This window comes from Bacteroides sp. LFL-34 (assembly GCF_027257075.1).
Taxonomy (GTDB): domain Bacteria; phylum Bacteroidota; class Bacteroidia; order Bacteroidales; family Bacteroidaceae; genus Bacteroides; species Bacteroides ovatus.
Genome location: NZ_JAPQKZ010000039.1, coordinates 1 through 20,556, shown reverse-complemented (window position 1 = coordinate 20,556; position 20,556 = coordinate 1). Strand labels below are relative to the sequence as shown.

The window sequence follows — 20,556 nt, the reverse complement described above, 5'->3', positions numbered from 1 at the left end:
GAGTTAGGGAATATGATTATTTTTCCTAATTTGCAGTAGAATGTAATTTATACTATGCCGGTAAAGATGAAGTAGGCTTTGCTGGCATAGTTTGGTTTATAACCGTTTGGTTTTTATTGCCAAATGTCTGATTCATAATGTTGCGTTGCAAAACTCTTGGATTAATGTTGCCTAAATGAAGTAAAACCAATACCTTTGTACCATATTTACTAATACAAAGAGTATGACTTATCATCATTTATCTGTCCTGGTCCATCGTCAAGCCGAAAAATATGGCGACAAGGTAGCCTTAAAATACCGTGACTATGAGACAGCTCAATGGATTCCTATTTCATGGAAGCAGTTCTCCAGAACAGTACGGCAAGCAGCTAATGCTTTCGTGGCATTGGGAGTGGAAGAACAAGAGAATATCGGTATATTTTCACAAAATAAACCCGAATGGTTCTATGTCGACTTTGGCGCGTTTGCCAATCGGGCTGTTACTATTCCGTTTTATGCAACGAGTTCACCTGCGCAGGCGCAATATATCATTAATGATGCGCAGATTCGTTTCCTTTTTGTAGGCGAGCAATACCAGTATGATGCTGCTTTCAGCATCTTTGGTTTCTGCACCTCTCTGCAACAACTGATTATTTTTGACCGTTCGGTAGTGAAAGATCCCCGCGACGTATCGTCTATCTATTTTGATGAGTTTATGGCGATGGGAGAGGGATTGCCTCACAATGATACGGTAGAAGAACGTACCGAACGGGCTTCATACGATGACTTGGCAAACATTCTCTATACATCCGGCACAACGGGTGAACCGAAGGGCGTCATGCTTCATCATTCCTGTTATCTGGAACAGTTTCATACACACGATGACCGTTTGACGACCATGTCGGATAAGGATGTATCTATGAACTTCCTCCCCTTGACACACGTGTTTGAGAAAGCATGGTGTTATCTCTGTATTCATAAAGGAGTGCAGATTTGTATCAATCTCCGTCCGGCGGATATTCAGACAACGATTAAGGAAATTCGTCCGACACTGATGTGTAGTGTTCCCCGTTTCTGGGAGAAAGTATATGCAGGTGTACAGGAGAAAATTAACGAAACAACAGGGTTGAAGAAAGCACTGATGCTGGATGCTATCCGGGTAGGTAGAATCCATAATCTGGATTATCTGCGTTTGGGTAAGACTCCTCCGGTGATGAATCAACTGAAATATAAATTCTACGAAAAGACAATCTACTCTCTACTGAAAAAAACAATCGGTATTGAGAACGGTAACTTTTTCCCGACTGCCGGTGCTGCCGTCCCCGATGAAATCAATGAATTTGTCCATTCGGTAGGAATCAATATGGTGGTAGGATATGGCTTGACGGAATCGACGGCCACTGTATCTTGTACATTGCCGGTTGGCTATGATATCGGTTCAGTAGGTGTTGTACTTCCGGGAATTGAAGTGAAAATCGGTGAAGACAATGAAATTCTTCTTCGGGGCAAGACGATTACCAAAGGTTATTATAAGAAAGCAGAAGCTACGGCTGCTGCCATTGAACCCGATGGCTGGTTCCATACAGGTGATGCCGGTTACTTTAAAAATGGCCAGCTTTTCCTGACGGAACGCATTAAAGACCTATTCAAAACATCGAACGGCAAATATGTTGCTCCGCAAGCTTTGGAAACGAAATTGGTTATTGACCGTTATATTGACCAGATTGCCATTATTGCCGATCAGCGTAAGTTTGTTTCCGCTCTGATTGTTCCTGTATATGGGTTTGTGAAAGAGTATGCGGAAGAAAAAGGCATTAAATACAAAGATATGGAGGAACTGTTGAAACATCCGAAGATTGTAGGATTGTTTCGTGCACGGATTGATACACTCCAACAGCAGTTTGCACACTATGAGCAAATCAAACGTTTCACTCTGCTTCCCGAACCGTTCAGTATGGAACGTGGAGAACTGACTAATACGTTGAAATTGAAACGGTCGGTAGTTGCCAAGAATTATAGTGAGCAGATTGAAAAGATGTACGAAGAAAATGAGAAATAAGCGATGGACGGTGAACGTTAAATATGAAACGGTAAACCGTAAACGATAAGTTGCAAACAATAAAACGGTGAACAAAATCTGTGCAATTGGCAGAGTTGTTCACCGTTTATTATTTATAAGTACATCTCCCTAATTAGTTTGTATTGTTTTCATTTTTACAAATTCCTTATAAAGAAAAACTTCTTGATTTTGATAGTATAAACTTATTTAGAAGACATACTTAGTTTATTCGTTCCTTTTTAGTATCCGAAAATCTGCTCCTGTGTCAATTCTTCAATAAGACCTACAGCTTTCAGCTTATCCAGTTCCAAATCCTTCTTATCTCCCAGAATGTAATAAACATACGTGCGTCCTTTTACCCATTGCTTTTGGAAATCGGCAATGTCTTTCAGCGTCATGTTCTGTATATCATTGTAGAGCTTGATACGCGGGTCTACGTTTTGGCCTAGGTCCTGTGCATTGATATAACTCCAGATGATGTCACCTTTGATGATACGTTCGGTACGCAGGCGGTTCGTTAATCCGTCTTTAGCCAGTTTGAATGCAGCCTCCGATTCCGGCATATTCTCATTCAGTCCGGAGAGTACGACATACGTACGTTCGTTGCCCGGAGATACGTAGAAAGTACAAGCCAAGCGATAGAATTCACTTTTCAGTTTCTCCGGTGTCATGTCCGAAGTACCCAGATATTATATCAGGAAGAGTGACAAGCAAGAAAGTTTCAATAGTTTGTTCATAATATGACAACATTTTAATAACAAAAACAAAGGTAGCAGATTTTTGCTTATCTTTGTCCCCCGATATCTGAATTTTGTAAATAATAAAATTGTAAATCAAATGATTACTATTGAACAACTTAAAGACGTGAAAGAGCGCACTGATGCGCTGAGGAGGTATCTTTGACATCGACGGGAAGAAAATTCAAGTCGAAGAAGAGCAATTAAGAACACAAGCTCCGGGATTTTGGGATGACCAGAAGAAGGCCGAAGCTCAAATGAAATTGGTGAAAGACCTGCAAAAGTGGATTGAAGGCTACAACGAACTCAAGACATTGGCAGATGAACTTGAACTGGCATTTGATTTCTATAAAGAAGAACTGGTGACCGAGGAAGATGTGGACGCTGCTTACGCCAAAGCTAGTGAAGCGGTAGAGGCACTCGAACTCAAAAATATGCTTCGTGACGAAGCCGACCAGATGGATTGTGTGTTGAAAATCAATTCAGGTGCCGGTGGTACGGAAAGTCAGGACTGGGCTTCTATGCTGATGCGTATGTATCTGCGTTATGCCGAGACCAACGGTTATAAAGCTACCATTGCCAACCTTCAGGAAGGTGACGAAGCCGGAATCAAAACCTGTACTATCAATATTGAAGGTGATTTTGCATACGGTTATTTGAAGGGAGAGAACGGTGTGCACCGCCTGGTTCGTGTTTCTCCGTACAATGCGCAAGGTAAACGTATGACTTCCTTTGCTTCTGTATTCGTTACTCCGCTGGTGGATGACAGTATCGAGGTAAATATTTTGCCTGCCAACATCTCTTGGGATACATTCCGAAGCGGTGGTGCCGGTGGACAGAATGTAAATAAGGTAGAATCCGGTGTCCGTTTGCGTTATCAGTATAAAGATCCTTATACCGGTGAGGAAGAAGAAATTCTGATTGAAAATACCGAAACCCGTGACCAGCCGAAGAACCGTGAGAATGCAATGCGTCAACTACGTTCCATCTTGTATGATAAGGAATTGCAGCATCGTATGGCAGAACAGGCGAAAGTGGAAGCCGGTAAGAAGAAGATCGAGTGGGGTTCCCAGATCCGTAGCTACGTATTTGATGACCGTCGCGTGAAAGATCATCGTACCAACTATCAGACTTCGGATGTGAACGGTGTGATGGATGGCAAAATAGATGGCTTTATCAAAGCTTATCTGATGGAGTTTTCTTCACAAGAATCATAAAAAATAAAATTAGCAAGAATTATTTTTGGAAAGTTAATAGATTTGTACTTACTTTGTTAGCGTTGAACTTTAAAGCTAACTATTATGGGTAAGGTGAAGAAAAAAGTAGCAATTAGTAAGAAAGAAGAAGAACAAGCCCAGAAGGTTGTCAAAATAGTGTTCGTCTCATTAATTATTTTGGCATTGATTATGCTGATCGCATTTTCCTTTTTCGGCTGATAAGTTCGCCACAAATTATACGGTTAACCCAGATTGTTTGGTTATTGATAGGATGAATATCAAATCCGATCTGTGTTAATCTGCGTAATTTGTGGCGAACTCTTTGTTTTGTAATGCATTTGTGTTCTCTGTAATATAAATGTAACTTTTCTGTCATTTTCCCGTAGTTAATTTGTCATCTCCGTGTATCCTCACAGTTGTACTTTTGCCGTGAATTTAGTAGCAGACAACTGAAATGAGTAGAATCAGAACAACCGTCGTTATGCTTTTGCTGGCGACAATGGCCTTTGGACAGGCAAAAGAAGATGCAGGGGATGGTAAGATGCTGGATAAACAGACCATGGAGTTTAAGGATTATCTGCCGGAGATTCACGGAACAATCCGGGGAAAGTACGAATACCAGACAGAAACAAGTGAAAGCCGTTTTGAAGTACGTAATGCACGCTTCAGTGTTTCGGGAAATGTGCATCCGATAGTTGCTTATAAAGCGGAAATCGACCTTTCCGATGAAGGCTCTATCAAGATGCTTGATGCGTATGCACGTGTTTTTCCGGTGAAAGACCTGAATTTTACGATCGGTCAGATGCGCGTTCCTTTCACGATAGATGCTCACCGCTCACCACATCAGCAGTATTTTGCCAACCGTTCATTCATTGCCAAGCAAGTAGGAAATGTGCGTGATGTCGGTTTGACGGCTGGTTATACGAATAAAGACGGTTTCCCATTTATTCTTGAAGGGGGATTGTTTAACGGCTCCGGTCTGACAAATCAGAAAGAATGGCATAAAACGCTGAATTACTCCATAAAAGCGCAGTTACTGCCTAATAAGAACTGGAATCTGACACTTAGCACCCAAATGATAAAACCGGAAAATGTGCGGATTAATATGTACGATGCCGGTGTCTATTATCAGAATGACCGTTTTCATATTGAGGCGGAATATTTATATAAAATGTACGGTCACGAAGCATTTAAAGATGTTCATGCGGTGAATAGTTTTATTAATTACGATTTACCATTAAAGAAAGTATTCAATAAAATCTCCTTCCTGGCTCGCTATGATATGATGACCGATCATAGTGATGGTAAGATGGATGAAACGACAAAAGCTTTGATTATAAATGATTATGCCCGACATCGTGTGACAGGCGGAATCACATTAAGTCTTTCCAAAGCTTTCATTGCCGACCTCCGATTGAACTTCGAGAAATATTTCTATAAGAACTCCGGCGTTCCAAAAGAATCGGAACGGGACAAAATCGTGATTGAGTTTATGACGAGATTCTGAAATAAATTGAGACTTGAAAATTGAGAATTAAGAATTGTAGTTTTCTGATACATGATGTGAGATGTCAAACTATCATTTTTTAATTCTCAATTTTCAATTTTTAATTTATCTTTGTGCCATGGCACAGGAAATAGAACGTAAATTTTTAGTTATCGGTGAATTCAAGTCTTCGGCTTTTGCGCAAAGTCACATTGTGCAGGGGTATATCAGTAGTGCTCGCGGGCGTACTGTCCGGGTTCGTATTCGGGATGATAAAGGTTATCTGACAATAAAGGGAGCTTCTAATGCTTCCGGTACTAGTCGTTATGAATGGGAAAAGGAGCTGGCCTTATCAGAAGCAGAAGAATTGATGAGGCTTTGCGAACCGGGGATTATTGACAAGACCCGTTATTTGGTACGTAGTGGCAAACATGTATTTGAAGTCGACGAGTTTTATGGTGAGAATGAAGGACTTATTGTGGCAGAAGTAGAGCTGGAATCGGAAGATGAGGCTTTTGTAAAGCCCGACTTTATCGGTGAGGAGGTAACGGGCGACATACGCTACTATAACTCACAGCTAATGAAAAAACCGTATAAAACGTGGTGAGCGTTAACAAATAAACCGTATATTTGTTCTTATATAAAAAAGAGAGCAGTATATGGATATGGAACAGTTGTACAGTTATGTGCCGCGTGAATTGGTTACTTTTGTTTTAGTAACCTTGTTTTCTTTATTAATCGGACTTTCGCAACGTCGAATCAGTCTGAAGCGTGAGGGGGAAACTACTCTTTTCGGAACCGACCGCACCTTTACCTTTATTGGTATACTGGGTTACTTGCTTTATATCTTAGACCCTACGGATATGCGTCTGTTTATGGGAGGTGGAGCGGTATTGGGATTGCTGTTGGGATTAAACTATTATGTAAAGCAATCACAATTTCATGTTTTTGGTGTAACTACCATCATTATTGCCCTGATTACTTATTGTATGGCTCCTATCGTAGCTACCCAACCTTCCTGGTTTTATGTCATGGTAGTTGTGACTGTGCTCCTGCTGACTGAACTCAAACATACTTTTACAGAGTTTGCTCAACGGATGAAGAATGATGAAATGATTACGTTAGCCAAGTTCTTGGCTATCAGCGGTATCATATTACCGATGCTTCCGCATAAGAATCTGATTCCGGATATTAATCTTACTCCTTATTCTATCTGGTTGGCAACGGTAGTAGTATCCGGCATTTCCTATCTCTCTTACCTATTAAAGAGATATGTATTCCATGAATCCGGAACGTTAGTTTCTGGTATTATTGGTGGATTATACAGCAGTACGGCTACGATCTCGGTACTTGCCCGTAAAAGCCGGAAAGCCTCTGAACAGGAAGCGACTGATTATGTTGCTGCCATGCTGTTGGCTGTCAGCATGATGTTTCTACGATTTATGATACTGATACTTATTTTCAGTAGAGAAATCTTCCTGTCTATTTATCCGTATCTGTTGACTATGGCGGTGGTGGCGGCTATTGTTGCCTGGTTTATCCATTCCCGACAAAAACGACCGGAAGACCAGCCTGCTGAAACAGAAGAAGATGATAGTAGCAACCCGTTGGAATTTAAAGTTGCTTTGATTTTTGCCGTACTCTTTGTGATATTCACTTTCTTAACTCACTATACGTTAGTGTATGCGGGCACAGGCGGATTAAATCTCTTGTCTTTTGTTTCCGGTTTTAGTGATATAACTCCTTTTATATTAAACTTGTTGCAAAATACAGGCAGTGTGGCTGCACTGATAATTACTGCTTGTAGTATGCAGGCTATCATCAGTAATATAATGGTAAATATGTTCTATGCTTTATTCTTTGCTGGGAAGGGAAGTAAACTTCGTCCTTGGATTCTGGGAGGATTCGGTGTAGTGATTGCTTGTAATCTCGTGTTGTTGCTGTTCTTCTATATTTAAGAAAAGCGAGCAATTGATCGTTTTTCATTAATCCAATTCAAGTAATTTACTATTTTGTCGAATATAATCGATAAAATAGAGGTGTTTTTATCGACTATACTCGATAAAGTGAAATGGATAAAAAATGAAGAGTAAATTTCATTAAAAAGGAAACTTACTCTTCATTTAAATTCAAAGTGAGATATTTGTTGAATATCTTTAAGTAGTGGTATGACTTGTTACCATTTCCAGTTGTCTTTACTCTTTTCTACCTCTTTTTCTATGTCTGAAGGAAGATTAGGGAAAAAATCAATATCCGTATTAGCTTCTAACTCGTCTATAGTAACCTCATATTTAGAAAAGGGTTCTTTACTATTATAAGATTTATGCTCAAACCAATACCCTATGGCAGAATATTTTCCATCTTTAAGGGATAACAGTGCCATAAAATAGTATTTGGGAACGGCTATATTATGAGAGCCATCAGATATATATTTTAGTATCTGGTCATCCCTAATTGTTCCCCCTTTTACTACATATAATGTATCTTTTGAATTAGTAATGCTATAGCCTTTACTTTGAACTTGTCTTTCTAAATTTAGCCAAATACCTCCGTTGAATCCATCTTGAATTTGTGGACTCATATTTGACATGTAGAATGTTTTTTTGTTGGCTGCTACTGAATATTGTCTGTCTTCGGAAGCTATTAAATGTCCTCTACTGTAGTTAGAACCAGAAAAAGCTTTTTCTCCAAGTCTGTATGCTGGAGGTAATGAAAGATCTTCTGTAAAGTTCTCATTTCTTCCTGCATCTTGGTCAGAAGTGGCGGTGCTAAAAGTGCATGCGACCCAACGAGAATGCATTTTGTTACAATCATACTCATAGCTATAAGTAATAATCTCTTTGTTATTCTCTTTAGTAGTGTGTGTGATGAACTTATACATATCTCCAGAACGCAAAGCTGGAATTTCAATCCTCCCTGCATATCCTGAAGGCTTTTCCGGGTCTGGATCTGGATCAGGATTAGAACCATTGCCTGCTAATTGTTTGAGTGTAAACTCTGCTTTTTCTTTCCCTGCTATGATTGTAATAATGACACTTCGTTCAGCTCCGGTATTTGCTTTCATATATCCACTGATAGAGCCATTTCCATTGCCGGATGTTCTACTCAATGTACACCAAGTCTCACTACTTGAAGCCTGCCATGTGCCATCAGCTTTTACACGAATGATAAATCCGCCTCCATTTGCATTGATTTGCGTTTGGTCAATAGAGGCAATTCCTTGATTGGTATTGCCCGGATTGTCCGGAAGTTCTGGAGAATCCTGTTCACTACATGAGATTACAGTGCTACAAGTTATGAACAGGATGAATAGTTTAAATAATGCTTTTGTCATTTCACTTCTTTAATTAGATAAATAATAGTAGGCAAGTGATCGCTATACCCATTTAGCCATACACCACCTGCTTGCGTCCGTTTAGGATAACCTTTGTATTTCCCTTCTTTTTGGAACATAAAATCACGGCGGAAGATTTCATGTTTATAGAATTTCAGTGTACTGCGATCAGTGCCCAATAAATTCCCGGTGAATACGATTTGATCGAACAAATTCCATTTGCCTTTGTACATCAGAGTTCCGTATCCTTTTTTCAAAGTATCCCACCAAGGATTGTACAAATCTGTAGGTCCTACATCAGCAGGCTTACGTTTAGCTCCAAGTGCTACGGCCATACTTTTATCCATCGGGTCGTCATTCATATCCCCCATGATAACAATTTTGGCTGCGGAGTCTTCCCTTAACAGTGAGTCTTTGATCGCTCTAACCTGCTCCCCTGCGCGTTCACGCGCCGGAGAAGCAGCTGCTCTCGAAGGCCAGTGATTGACGATAAAGTGCATTTTCTCACCTGCGATATTACCGCTGGCAATCAGGAAACCACGTGTCTTATGCACCGTATCATTGATATATACATAAGGTACGAGTTTACTATTTGTCAGTTCAAACAATTTGGGATTATAGAAGAAAGCACAGTCCACACCACGTTGGTCTGCTCCTTCGTAGTGAACATATTGGTACCCTCTGTCCGCTAAAGCAGGTTGTTTCAGTATGTCCTCCAATACTCTGTAATTTTCGATTTCAGAAACGCCGATAATGGCGGGACCCATTGGTAACTTGTCGGTACTTAACATACTTAATATTTCCGACATGTTTTTCAGCTTAGCCTTATACTTCATCGTATTCCACTGATTAGTACCGTTAGGAAGATACTCGTAGTCATTCTTACCTTCATCATGAATGGTGTCAAACAAATTCTCCATATTGTAGAACGCTACACTGTAGAGGGCAAATTTCTTTTCTTGTCCGTAGGCCATGAGGACAAAAAGAGCGAGTACACCTAAAGTCATTAAGCTTTTTTTCATCTTTAAAATTGATTTTAAAAGTGGTAATTTGTCATTTGTATGACAAATATCTAAAAAGAAAACGGAAAAACCACCCTTGCTAGTTACTTTTTTTGCAAAAAACATTGTTATATATAAAATTCTTTGTTATTTTGCGTAACAACATATTTCTTTTATGTTGCAAAATGAAAGACCAATTAACATTAATATAAATTAAATTATGAAACAACGACTAGGGTTAGCGATCGTGCTATTTTGCTTAATGCCAGCACTTTTTGCGCAGCAAAAGGCAAAGCAAAACGCCCGTGAGGACAATGCTTCTTTCATGTTTACAGAATCACAATTGAATGAGGATGATGATGCAGCACAGAGCACATCTGCATTGGTCACTTCTAACAATGATGTTTATCTGTCAAATGTAGGTTATCTGTTTAGCCCAATGAGATTTCGTGTAAGGGGATATGATTCCCAGTACAGTGACATGTATATCAATGGGGTACAGTTTAATGATGCAGAAACAGGACGTTTCAGCTACGGATTAATAGGAGGATTGAACGATGCTACCCGTAATAAGGAAGGGATCGGTCCTTTTGAATTTAACAACTTTACTTTTGGCGCGATAGGAGGTGCCACCAATATCAATTTACGTGCCAGCCAATATGCGGCCGGCTCAAAACTAACACTGTCAGGTAGTAACCGCAACTACATTTTGCGTGGAATGTATACTTATTCTACAGGTCTGATGAACAATGGTTGGGCATTTACCGGATCATTGGGTTATCGCTGGGGTAATGAGGGAAATATTGAAGGAATCAAATATAATTCTTTTTCTTACTTTCTCGGTGCGGAGAAAGTATTCAACGAACGCCATAGTCTCTCTTTGGCAACTTGGGGAACACCGACAGAGAGAGGACAGCAAATGGCGGCAACCGAAGAAGCTTATTATTTAGCGAACAGTCATTATTATAATCCGAACTGGGGATATCAGAATGGAGAAAAACGAAATGCACGTATTGTACGTCAGTTCGAACCATCGGCTATTGCTTCATGGAATTTCACCATTGATGATAATAAGAAGTTAGTGACAAGTGCCGGATTCAAATATTCCAACTATGGGAAAAGTGCTCTAGGCTGGAATGGTAATGCGGCCGATCCACGCCCGGATTATTATAAAAAGTTGCCTAGCTCAATCTTTGATGTATGGGAATCTGTTCCTACTGCCGATGAATTGCAGCAGTTTAATGAAGTTACAGATAATTGGAAAAATAATAAAGCTTATCGTCAGTTAGATTGGGATGCTCTTTATTTTGCCAATAAACAGGCGAATGCATTAGGTAAAGAGACACTTTATTATGTAGAAGAACGTCATGATGATCAGTTGGCTTTCAACCTTAGTTCGGTATTCAATCATCAATGGAATGAACACAACAGCTACATTGCGGGAGTTGCCGTGAATACAACCAAAGGTATGCATTATAAAAAAATGAAGGATTTGCTGGGCGGACAGCTTTATACTGACGTCGACAAATTTGCAGTGCGCGATCATGGAGCTAGTTCCAGTATGGTGCAAAATGATCTTGATAATCCTAACCGCCGTATTGGTGAAGGTGATAAATTTGGTTATGATTATAACATCTATGTGAATAAGCAGAGTGCATGGGTGCGTTATCAGGGTAACAATGGCGGGTCATTAAACTATTTTGCTTCCGGTAAGATAGGATCTACACAGATGTTCCGCGATGGATTGATGAGAAACGGACGTGCTCCGTTGAAATCACTTGGTAGCAGCGGTACGGCTAAATTCCTTGAAGGAGGTATAAAAGCCGGTTTGAATTGGGCTATCAATGGTAACCATTCTTTCACGTTGAATGCCGGATATGAAGAACGTGCACCGTTGGCCTATAACTCTTTTATTGCTCCACGTATTAAGAATGACTTTGTGAGAGACTTGAAAACAGAGCGCATCATTGGTGGTGATTTGACTTATAACTTCAACACTCCATGGGTGATGGGACGTTTGACTGGTTATTACACTCGCTTCCAGAATCAGGTAGAAATGGATGCTTTTTATAATGATAGCGAAGCACGTTTCACTTATCTTTCTATGAATGGCATTGAAAAGGAACATTGGGGAATAGAAGCAGCGGCTACCTTTAAGTTGACAAGTGAACTTTCATTGACGGCTATCGGTACTTGGAGTGAAGCTAAATACGCCAATAATCCGGATGCTGTATTGACATATGAAAGTGAGAATGAGTCAAACCTCGATCGTGTTTATGCTAAAGGTATGCGTGCTAATGGTACTCCGCTTTCTGCTTATAGCCTTGCTTTGGATTATAACGTAAAAGGTTGGTTCTTCAATTTGACCGGAAACTATTATGATCGTGTATATATCGATTTCTCAAGCTATCGTCGTCTTGGCAGCGTATTGGATAAAAATGGTGCCGGCGTAGATGCTAATGGAAATCCGGTTCTCCATGTACCAGGTCAGGAGAAACTGGATGGTGGATTTATGTTGGATGCTTCCATCGGAAAATACATTCGTTTACGTAATGGAAAGAGCATTAGCCTTAATTTGAGTTTGACTAATATCTTGAACAATACAGATTTGCGTACAGGCGGTTTCGAACAAAACCGTGATGATAATTACAAAGACGGTGACGCACGTGTTTACAAGTTTTCTAAGAACTCTAAGTATTTCTACGCATTCCCGTTCAACGCTTTCTTGAACATTGGTTATAGGTTTTAAGAATGTGTAGTTATCAATCCAAAACAATAAGAAAGGAAGAAACAATTATGAAGAAATTACTAACTATATTATGTACCGGATTGCTGCTATGTGGCGCAGGTCTCACTTCCTGTGAGAACTATGATGATCCGGTGACGGGAAATGCTTATGGCAATAATTCAATCCCGGAAGGACGTACTATTTCAATAGCTGCGCTGAAAGAGAAATACAATGATTTCATCGATACAAGTAAAGATACCTATACCACTATCGAAGGTGAAACGCGCATTGAAGGAGTGATTACCTGCGATGACGAAAGTGGAAACTTATATAAGAAGCTGGTGGTAGCAGATGAGACAGGTGCTATCGTTATCGGTGTTAATGCAACCGGATTGTATGCATTCTGCCCGGTAGGACAGAAAGTGGTAATCGACTGTAAGGGTTTGCAGATAGGTAGCTATCGTAAACAGGCACAGATCGGAACAGTATATAATAATTCTGTAGGCCGTATGCCGGAATATGTATGGAAACAACATGTACGTCTGATTAATGAACCTAAATTATACTATCCAGAACTGACACCGATTGAAATTACTACTCCAGCTAATCTTGCTGCTATAGACTTGAAAGAAGCTCCGGTACTGGTTACTTTCAAAGATATAAAACTTTCCGAAGCAGATGGAACAGCGACTTATGCTCCAGGAGATGAAGGTTCAGTAAAACGTTATTTCACTTATGCTGACGGTACGCAGAGTGGAAGTAATCTATTCCTTTATACCAGTGCTTATGCAAACTTCTCAATGGAAGTAATGCCGCAAGGTAGTGTAAATATTACAGGTATTTTGTTGCGTTACAATAACCAGTGGGAGGTTGTTGTTCGTACTTTAAGCGATATCAAACGAAATAATTAATTCAATTAACACATATAATTATGAAAAAGATTCTAAATGCTTTATTCTTGACACTGCTTGCGGTGTTCACATTTAGTTCATGTAGTGATGTACCGGCTCCTTATGATATATTGGGAGAAGGTGATGTTCCGGGATTGACGGGTGATGGTACGAAAGAAAATCCATATAGCATAGAAGCAGCACAACAGAAACAAGACGGTACAATTGCTTGGGTGCAAGGATATATTGTGGGTACTGTAGAAAATTACGAAGATCCTTCTGGAAGTGCAAAATTTGCAGCACCATTTACAGCTAAAAATAATCTGTTGATAGCTGCTAGTGCAACAGAGACAAATGTAAAGAATTGTGTTTGCGTGCAATTAAGTTCTGGAACAGAGCTGTATTCGAAATTAAACCTTGCAGAAAATGCCACTAATTTGGGACATATTCTTGCTATCCAGGGTTCATTGGAAAAATTCTATGGATTTCCAGGAGTGAAGAGTACAACTGCAGCGACATTAGATGGTAAAGATGTTGGTGGAAGTGGTGAAACAGATCCGGATAATCCTCTCGGACTGGATGATTCTAATCCTGTGAACTCATTCTCTGCTACTTTTGATGATGCAGTAAATAATAACGATTATCTTTTGGCAAATTGGTATAATGTAGCTGTTGCTGGTGGTAGACGTTGGCAAGGAAAAATCTTTAATAATACAGATAAATATATTCAGGCTACTTCTTACAATGCTTCAGGTAGTAATTTTGAATGTTGGTTCGTAACTCCGGCTTTTAAGGTTGATGAAATCGCAGATAAGACTGTCTCTTTCAAGTGTGCGGTTTATAATTATGCAACAGCAGCTGCTAATTCTAATTTGGAAGTTTACTTCTTGAAATTAGTGAATGGTAAGATGGAATCTAGTAAGCTGACAATTGATGGGATGCCTACAACTGATAACACATGGGTGCCATTGGAAGCTAAGTTGGATAGTTATGCAGGACAAACGGGTTTTGTTGGATTCAAATATACTAGTACAAGTAGCACAGAAGCTTTAAGCTATCGTTTAGATGATATTCAAGCAGGAAAAGGCCAAGGTGGTGGAGAAACCCCAGGAGAAGGTACAGAGTTATTAACTAATGGAGGATTTGAAAACTGGGCAGATGGATATCCGACAGGTTGGAAGTCTGCATCTACAGCAAGTAGTGCGACTCTTGAACAGTCTACTGATAAACGGAGTGGTGCTTCGTCCGTTTTGGTAAAGGGTGACCCACAAAGTAATAAGCGCCTAGGCAGTACAGAAATGACATTGAAGGCTGGTACTTATACTTTTAGTGCATATTTAAAAGCTGCAACAGCAGGAAGTACAGCAAGTGCAGCTTTAGGTTATGTACCAATTGGTGATGATGGTGTAATTGGTGGAAATGATTACAAGTATGGTGATTATGCCAATGATTTGACTAATGCTGATTGGGTGGTTAAAAGTTATACATTTACTTTATTAGAGCAGAAAAAGATATGTTTGCTTGTAATGAACTCGAAGAAACCTGGAGGAAATTTATTGGTTGATGATGCTAGTTTAAAAACGACAGATGGTGGAATCGTAGACGGTGGAGGAGTAGATCCGGAACCAGATCCAGAGCTGGATCCATACGAAAGTAATATAGCAATGCCTACTACTTCTGATTCTAAAGTCGATTTCTATTATAATTGTACTGTGAATGAATTTGCTAGTTTAAAGTTGGGAAAAAATGGCGTTGCTGGAACATGGACATCTGACGCTCTAGGGACTGTAAAAACAAAATTATCTTTTTATTCTGTTGCTTGGAGTGGTAAGAATGGTACAAGTCTAACTGTAGAAATTGTAGGTGGAGGTACTTTTGAAGGTGGTGAGGCTTCAAAGACGGTGAGTTTGATTGCGAATACAGGCTTTTCAGGTTCGGGAACTGCTTTTACAATTGTGCCCGTTACTGATACAGACTATCACGAATATACTTTAATTGGCATCACTGCTAATTCTAAGATTAAATTTTCGACAGACAAAGAACGTGGTGCAGTCTTTGGTGTCAAGCTGAAATGATAGTATTAGACTAGTATAACAAAAATATCTCAAAGGAGAAATTGAGTTTTCTCTTTGAGATATTTTTTCTTTTCCTCTTATACAGGAAATAGGGATATGTATCGTAGGTTATCATAAGAATTGAAATATGAAATATTTAGAAAAGTATCTTTTATTGAGTCTGTTGTGCATAAGCTTCTGTGCTTGTGATAAAGATGAAAACAACAACTCCAATAATTTTGCCACCGGTATCGTAGAACTTCCTGCCCTTCGCAATGGTGCAAACGATGTGTTTGTAACTCACTATACGACATTCAATGGACAGAAAGTAACCTCTTTCAGTATGGAATACGATAAGAGTAAGAAACATTCCCGTTGGATTGCATTTCGGTTTGACAATCAAACAAAACAGCAAAATGTGTCACGTAGTGATGAACCTTTTGATGCAGATCCAGCTATTGGTTCACAGTATCAACGTGTACAAGCAGATTTTGGAAAACAAGGTTATGACAGAGGACATCTTTGTGCTTCCGCCGACAGACTTTATTCACGTGAGGTAAATGAACAGACTTTTTATTACACTAATATGAGTCCTCAACGGAATAAATTTAATACAGGTATATGGTTGACTTTGGAGGGACAGGTGCAATCATGGGGACGTAGCTGTACATCTTCAGATACTTTATATGTGGTAAAAGGAGGAACGATTGATAAGGAAGATCAGATCAGAGGATATATTAGTAACGACCGTAGCAAGCCCATTCCTAGATATTATTATATGGCTTTGTTGTTTAAAAAAGGAGATTCATTCAAAGCGATCGCTTTTTGGATGGAGCATACCGACTCTCCGAAATCAACAAAGTTAGTTGACTATGCATTATCAATAGACGAACTGGAAGAAAAGACAGGAATCGATTTCTTCCCGAGTCTGAATGATAATTTAGAAAATGCGCTTGAGGCTACGTATTCAACAGAAGCGTGGCCGGGATTGGAATAAGATCACCACGTTAATAATAACAGACTCTTTGTCAAGGCGGGGTATACTTCAGGATTCTACTACCCATTTTTCGATATTACGGGTTTTCTCACTGAAGTTAATCCCTATCTTGAATAGTTTCCGTCCATCCGCTTCGAAAGGCAGCGCATAGCGTTTGTCATTAATTTGCTGCAAAGCCTCTTCTGCTGTTCCGTTTAGCTTGAATTCCATTATATAAATGAACTTCTCTGTCTGTAGCACGAGATCTATACGCCCGTCATTAGTGTGGTATTCCACCTTGGTATAGAAGCCAACCAGCTTGAAAACGATGAAAAGTACGTTCTCATAATGTAGTTCCTGCTCCCGGATTACTTCGTAAGTCGTATCGGCAAAGAAACTCTGCAGGCGGTGGAAGAAAGAATCATAATCTCCCGTTTCTACTTCACGGACGAATTTTTGAACTTCAAATGGGGATTCCACCTTATTCACATTCGCGTAAAAAGGAAGCAGAAAGCGAATGAATCCTTCTTCTACTTCACGGTTGGGGAAACCTAAACGGTATATGCCAAAACGTTCGTCATATCCTTTAATGGTGAGGTATCCGCTTTGGTAAATCACTGGAATCGGGTTGGTTGATTCGGAGTCGATGCTATTCAGTACTTGTGCATCAGTTTCTTCGTGTGCCATCCGTTCCAGATCATAATGATGCTTTTTTAGTAACTTAACCAGATAGGTAGGTGTCCCCGTCTCAAACCAATAACTGCCGAATTCTTTATATTTGAAAGCGTTGAGCAGACTAAACGGATTATATATACCGATAGAATTATGTGTAAAATGATAGCCATCATAATATTCTTTTAGTTTTGTACAGAGTTTGTCATACGACAAACTTTGCGTCTCTGCAAACTCATGAAGTTCGATATCTAAGTTTTCATGAAGCTCCTGATCGCTGACACCGCAGATTTCAATATAATCTTTTCGCATTGAGATGTCATCCAAATTATTCAAGTCGCTAAACACACTGACTTTGCCGAACTTTGTAACGCCGGTCAAGAACGCGAACTTTATATAGCCATCCATTGTTTTGAGTGCCCCATAGAATGGTTTTAAGGTATTCCGGAATTGTTTTTGCAACTCTTCATTGCCGATAGCTTGTAACATGGGTTTGTCGTATTCATCTACCAAAATAACTACGCGTTGTCCTGCCTGCTTGCAGGCGCGTTCTATGATACCGGCAAAACGCAAAGAAAATGAGCGTTCGGATGGCTCGGCACCATAGAGCTTTTCCCATGCAGTCAACGATTTTTCGAGTATATTATCCAGACTTTCCGGCGTATCATATTTTTCGATATTAAGGTCCAGATGTAGTATCGGATATTTAATCCAATCCTTTTCCAACCTTTCTACAGCCAGTCCTGTAAACAGTTCTTTTTTTCCTTGAAAATAGGCTTCAAGAGTAGAGATGAGCAGACTCTTTCCGAAGCGGCGCGGGCGGCTTAAGAAATAGTAACTACCGGTTTTTACCATTTGATACATCAATGCCGTTTTATCAATATATAAATAGCCGTCATTACGAATCTTTTCGAAATTCTGTATGCCGATGGGATAAATTTTAGTGCTCATATACTCCGGTTTTATAAATCAATTACACAAAGGTAATAAATTTCCGGGTACTTCATTGCTTTTAAAAAGAGGAAAGTATAAGTATAGTTGCTTTTAACTGAATGGAGTGTAGAAAACAGTACGTACTGTTTGAAGTCTATATTTTAATGCCTATATTTGTCTACATTTCAATTTTATAAGAATAGGCATTATGGATACTACTGATACTACTTTCAGAATATACCCGATAGGGATACAGAATTTTGAAGACTTACGCAATAATAACAACGTTTATGTAGATAAGACGGAGTTGATTTATCGTTTGGCTAATACCAATAAGGTTTATTTTTTGAGTCGTCCCCGTCGTTTTGGAAAAAGTTTGCTGGTGTCCACTCTTGATGCTTATTTTCGGGGGAAGAAGGACTTGTTTCAAGGTTTGGCAATGGAGCGTTTGGAGAAAGAGTGGAATGTCTATCCGGTGTTGCACCTTGATTTCAGTATGACAAAGTACACAGCACTTTCCGACCTTTTGGGACAGTTGAATCTGAACCTATACGATTGGGAAAAACTCTATGGAAAGGAAGAAGTAGAAGGTACGCCTGCGGAACGTTTCCGGGGAGTGATTCGTCGTGCTTATGAACAGACGGGCAAACCGGTAGTAGTACTTATCGACGAATACGATGCTCCTTTATTAGACAGTAACCATTTGCCGGAACTGCAAAATGAACTTCGAGAAGAAATGCGGAAATTCTTTAGTCCCTTGAAAGCGCAAGGAGAATATCTTCGTTTCCTTTTCCTGACAGGTATTAGCAAATTCAGTCAAATGAGTATTTTCAGTGAACTGAATAATTTGCAGAATATCAGCATGAGAGATGATTATAGTGCTATCTGTGGCATAACCGAACGGGAATTGCGTACACAATTGAAAACTGATATTGAAATGATGGCACAGGCTAATAATGAAACCTACGAGGAGGCTTGTACGCATTTGAAGCAGCAGTATGACGGATATCATTTTAGTGAGAACTGCGAAGACATTTACAATCCATTCAGTTTGTTCAATGCTTTTGCACAGAAGAAATATGCCAATTTCTGGTTTTCTACCGGGACACCTACTTTTTTAATTAATATATTGCAGCAGAGTAATTTTGATATTCGCGAATTGGATGGTGCAACGGCTACTGCAGAACAGTTTGACGCGCCAACGAGTGTTATTACCGATCCTCTTCCTGTACTTTATCAAAGCGGCTATCTTACCATCAAGGGATATGATCCGGAGTTCCAACTCTACACATTGGCTTATCCTAACAAAGAAGTGCGGAAAGGATTCATAGAATCTCTTATGCCCGCGTATGTGCATTTACCTGCCCGTGAGAATACCTTTTATGTAGTCTCTTTTATCAAGGATTTGCGTGCCGGAAAACTGACCGAATGTCTGGAGAGAATAAGGTCTTTCTTTGCTTCAATTCCCAATGATTTGGAAAATAAGCAGGAAAAACATTATCAGACAATTTTCTATTTGTTGTTCCGTTTGATGGGGCAGTATGTAGATACAGAGGTGAAAAGTGCAATCGGACGGGCAGACGTGGTAGTAAAGATGCAAGATGCCATTTATGTCTTTGAATTTAAGGTAGATGGAACTCCGGAGGAAGCACTGGAGCAAATAAATAGTAAGGGGTATATTATTCCTTATCAGCCTGATCATCGGAAAGTTGTAAAAGTAGGAGTTAACTTCGATAGTGCGACAAGAAGTATTGGTGATTGGAAAATTGTAGAGGAAGTATAATTCTTTCTTTCCCTATTGATTTTGTCAATACCTCTTTCAACCTATCACCATCGTTCTGAAACTCTTTATTCATTGTATTTACAGAGTGGTGATAGATTGAAAGAGGATTTTCATTTTTATGTATGAGAGAGCTTGCTGGCGCAGTCTGGAAATTGGGGGATTTGATTCAGGACAATCACATCCTTAAAAATAGATTTATTTCGGTGCATAAATGAACTGTTTCACCACAGAGGACACGGAGGACGCAGAGGTTTCAAAGTTCTAATTCATAGATAATTATAACCTCTGTGTCCTCCGTGTCCTCTGTGGTGAAAAGAATCAAAACGGTACGGAAATGAGTAAAATCGTGTAGGAATGAGCTGAAATATAATCTCACAACACTTTACTAGAGATTTAAAAAGGTTCTTAATCAAATTCCGTGCTACTTATTTATGTTCAATTACCTTATTCATGGCTATTCTGGAGTACTTTAAGATGCATATAGTTTGGATAATTTATTTGTTATTTCTAATATGCCGATATCCCTTTATCCATCGGCCTTTCAATGAGCTTTACTAGCACGGAATTTGATTAAGAACCTTTAAAAAGTGGTTCTTCGTCAAATTTGGTGGTACTTCTTCTATTGTGAATAAATAATCTTCGCTCTCAGTAGTTTAATTCCTGCCCTATTGTACATCTGTCTTTTTACCGCTTTAATTTTATTCACT

At 39.5% G+C, this 20,556-nt stretch carries 14 protein-coding genes and 1 pseudogene; 11 read left to right on the top strand and 4 right to left on the bottom strand.

Features of this window, described 5'->3' with window-relative positions:
- Window positions 1-223 precede the first annotated feature (223 nt).
- The gene (locus tag N5O98_RS20175; protein WP_004309571.1) at window positions 224-2,038 is read left to right on the top strand and encodes an AMP-dependent synthetase/ligase; all 1,815 of its coding nucleotides are present in this window, start codon (window positions 224-226) and stop codon (window positions 2,036-2,038) included.
- Window positions 2,039-2,277: 239 nt separating this feature from the next.
- Here the strand turns inward: N5O98_RS20175 and N5O98_RS20170 are convergent.
- Window positions 2,278-2,604 (bottom strand): annotated as a pseudogene (locus N5O98_RS20170) (insulinase family protein); the annotation flags it as partial.
- Window positions 2,605-2,875: 271 nt separating this feature from the next.
- On the opposite strand from N5O98_RS20170, the gene prfB reads away from it, so the two are divergent.
- From prfB to N5O98_RS20145, 5 genes are all read left to right on the top strand, one after another.
- Window positions 2,876-3,992 (top strand): peptide chain release factor 2 gene (prfB, locus tag N5O98_RS20165; protein WP_117683141.1). Its coding sequence is split into 2 segments (ribosomal slippage): window positions 2,876-2,938 and window positions 2,940-3,992, totalling 1,116 coding nucleotides; the frame shifts between segments, so codons are not numbered across the junction.
- A gap of 84 nt (window positions 3,993-4,076) precedes the next feature.
- The gene (locus N5O98_RS20160) at window positions 4,077-4,211 is read left to right on the top strand and encodes a hypothetical protein (RefSeq protein WP_004299554.1); all 135 of its coding nucleotides are present in this window, start codon (window positions 4,077-4,079) and stop codon (window positions 4,209-4,211) included.
- A gap of 235 nt (window positions 4,212-4,446) precedes the next feature.
- On the top strand, window positions 4,447-5,499 hold the full coding sequence (locus N5O98_RS20155) for a porin (RefSeq protein WP_008770408.1): 1,053 nt from the start codon (window positions 4,447-4,449) through the stop codon (window positions 5,497-5,499).
- A 118-nt stretch (window positions 5,500-5,617) separates the two neighbouring features.
- Window positions 5,618-6,085 carry a CYTH domain-containing protein gene (locus N5O98_RS20150; RefSeq protein WP_004324467.1) on the top strand — a complete coding sequence of 156 codons (468 nt, stop codon included), beginning with the start codon at window positions 5,618-5,620 and terminating at the stop codon, window positions 6,083-6,085.
- A 58-nt stretch (window positions 6,086-6,143) separates the two neighbouring features.
- A complete protein-coding gene (locus tag N5O98_RS20145) occupies window positions 6,144-7,436 on the top strand; it encodes an MgtC/SapB family protein (RefSeq protein ID WP_008776007.1) in 1,293 nt (430 codons plus the stop codon).
- A gap of 218 nt (window positions 7,437-7,654) precedes the next feature.
- Here the strand turns inward: N5O98_RS20145 and N5O98_RS20140 are convergent, their stop codons facing one another.
- Entirely contained in the window at window positions 7,655-8,812 is a 1,158-nt protein-coding gene (locus N5O98_RS20140; protein ID WP_008642847.1) for a DNA/RNA non-specific endonuclease, read from the bottom strand.
- Complete coding sequence (locus N5O98_RS20135) at window positions 8,809-9,834, bottom strand: endonuclease/exonuclease/phosphatase family protein (protein WP_004305199.1); 1,026 nt, start codon at window positions 9,832-9,834, stop codon at window positions 8,809-8,811. Before N5O98_RS20135 ends, N5O98_RS20140 begins: the two co-directional genes overlap by 4 nt.
- Window positions 9,835-10,033: 199 nt before the next feature.
- Between N5O98_RS20135 and N5O98_RS20130 the strand changes: the two genes are divergently transcribed.
- The 4 genes from N5O98_RS20130 (at window position 10,034) to N5O98_RS20115 (ending at window position 16,482) form a co-directional block, all read left to right on the top strand.
- Entirely contained in the window at window positions 10,034-12,562 is a 2,529-nt protein-coding gene (locus tag N5O98_RS20130; protein ID WP_134978791.1) for a TonB-dependent receptor, read from the top strand.
- A gap of 47 nt (window positions 12,563-12,609) precedes the next feature.
- Window positions 12,610-13,452 carry a DUF5689 domain-containing protein gene (locus N5O98_RS20125; RefSeq protein WP_022199009.1) on the top strand — a complete coding sequence of 281 codons (843 nt, stop codon included), beginning with the start codon at window positions 12,610-12,612 and terminating at the stop codon, window positions 13,450-13,452.
- A 20-nt stretch (window positions 13,453-13,472) separates the two neighbouring features.
- The gene (locus tag N5O98_RS20120; RefSeq protein WP_229037498.1) at window positions 13,473-15,506 is read left to right on the top strand and encodes a DUF6359 domain-containing protein; all 2,034 of its coding nucleotides are present in this window, start codon (window positions 13,473-13,475) and stop codon (window positions 15,504-15,506) included.
- Between the two features lie 127 nt (window positions 15,507-15,633).
- Window positions 15,634-16,482, top strand: coding sequence for a DNA/RNA non-specific endonuclease (locus N5O98_RS20115; RefSeq protein WP_022199040.1), 849 nt, complete (start codon window positions 15,634-15,636; stop codon window positions 16,480-16,482).
- A gap of 48 nt (window positions 16,483-16,530) precedes the next feature.
- On the opposite strand, the gene N5O98_RS20110 is transcribed toward N5O98_RS20115, so the two are convergent.
- Window positions 16,531-18,084 carry an ATP-binding protein gene (locus N5O98_RS20110; protein ID WP_087318173.1) on the bottom strand — a complete coding sequence of 518 codons (1,554 nt, stop codon included), beginning with the start codon at window positions 18,082-18,084 and terminating at the stop codon, window positions 16,531-16,533.
- 190 nt (window positions 18,085-18,274) lie between these two features.
- Here N5O98_RS20110 and N5O98_RS20105 point away from each other — a divergent pair, with 190 nt between their 5' ends.
- Window positions 18,275-19,849 (top strand): ATP-binding protein, encoded by a 1,575-nt coding sequence (locus N5O98_RS20105; protein WP_004313876.1) that lies wholly within the window; start codon window positions 18,275-18,277, stop codon window positions 19,847-19,849.
- Window positions 19,850-20,556 lie beyond the last annotated feature (707 nt).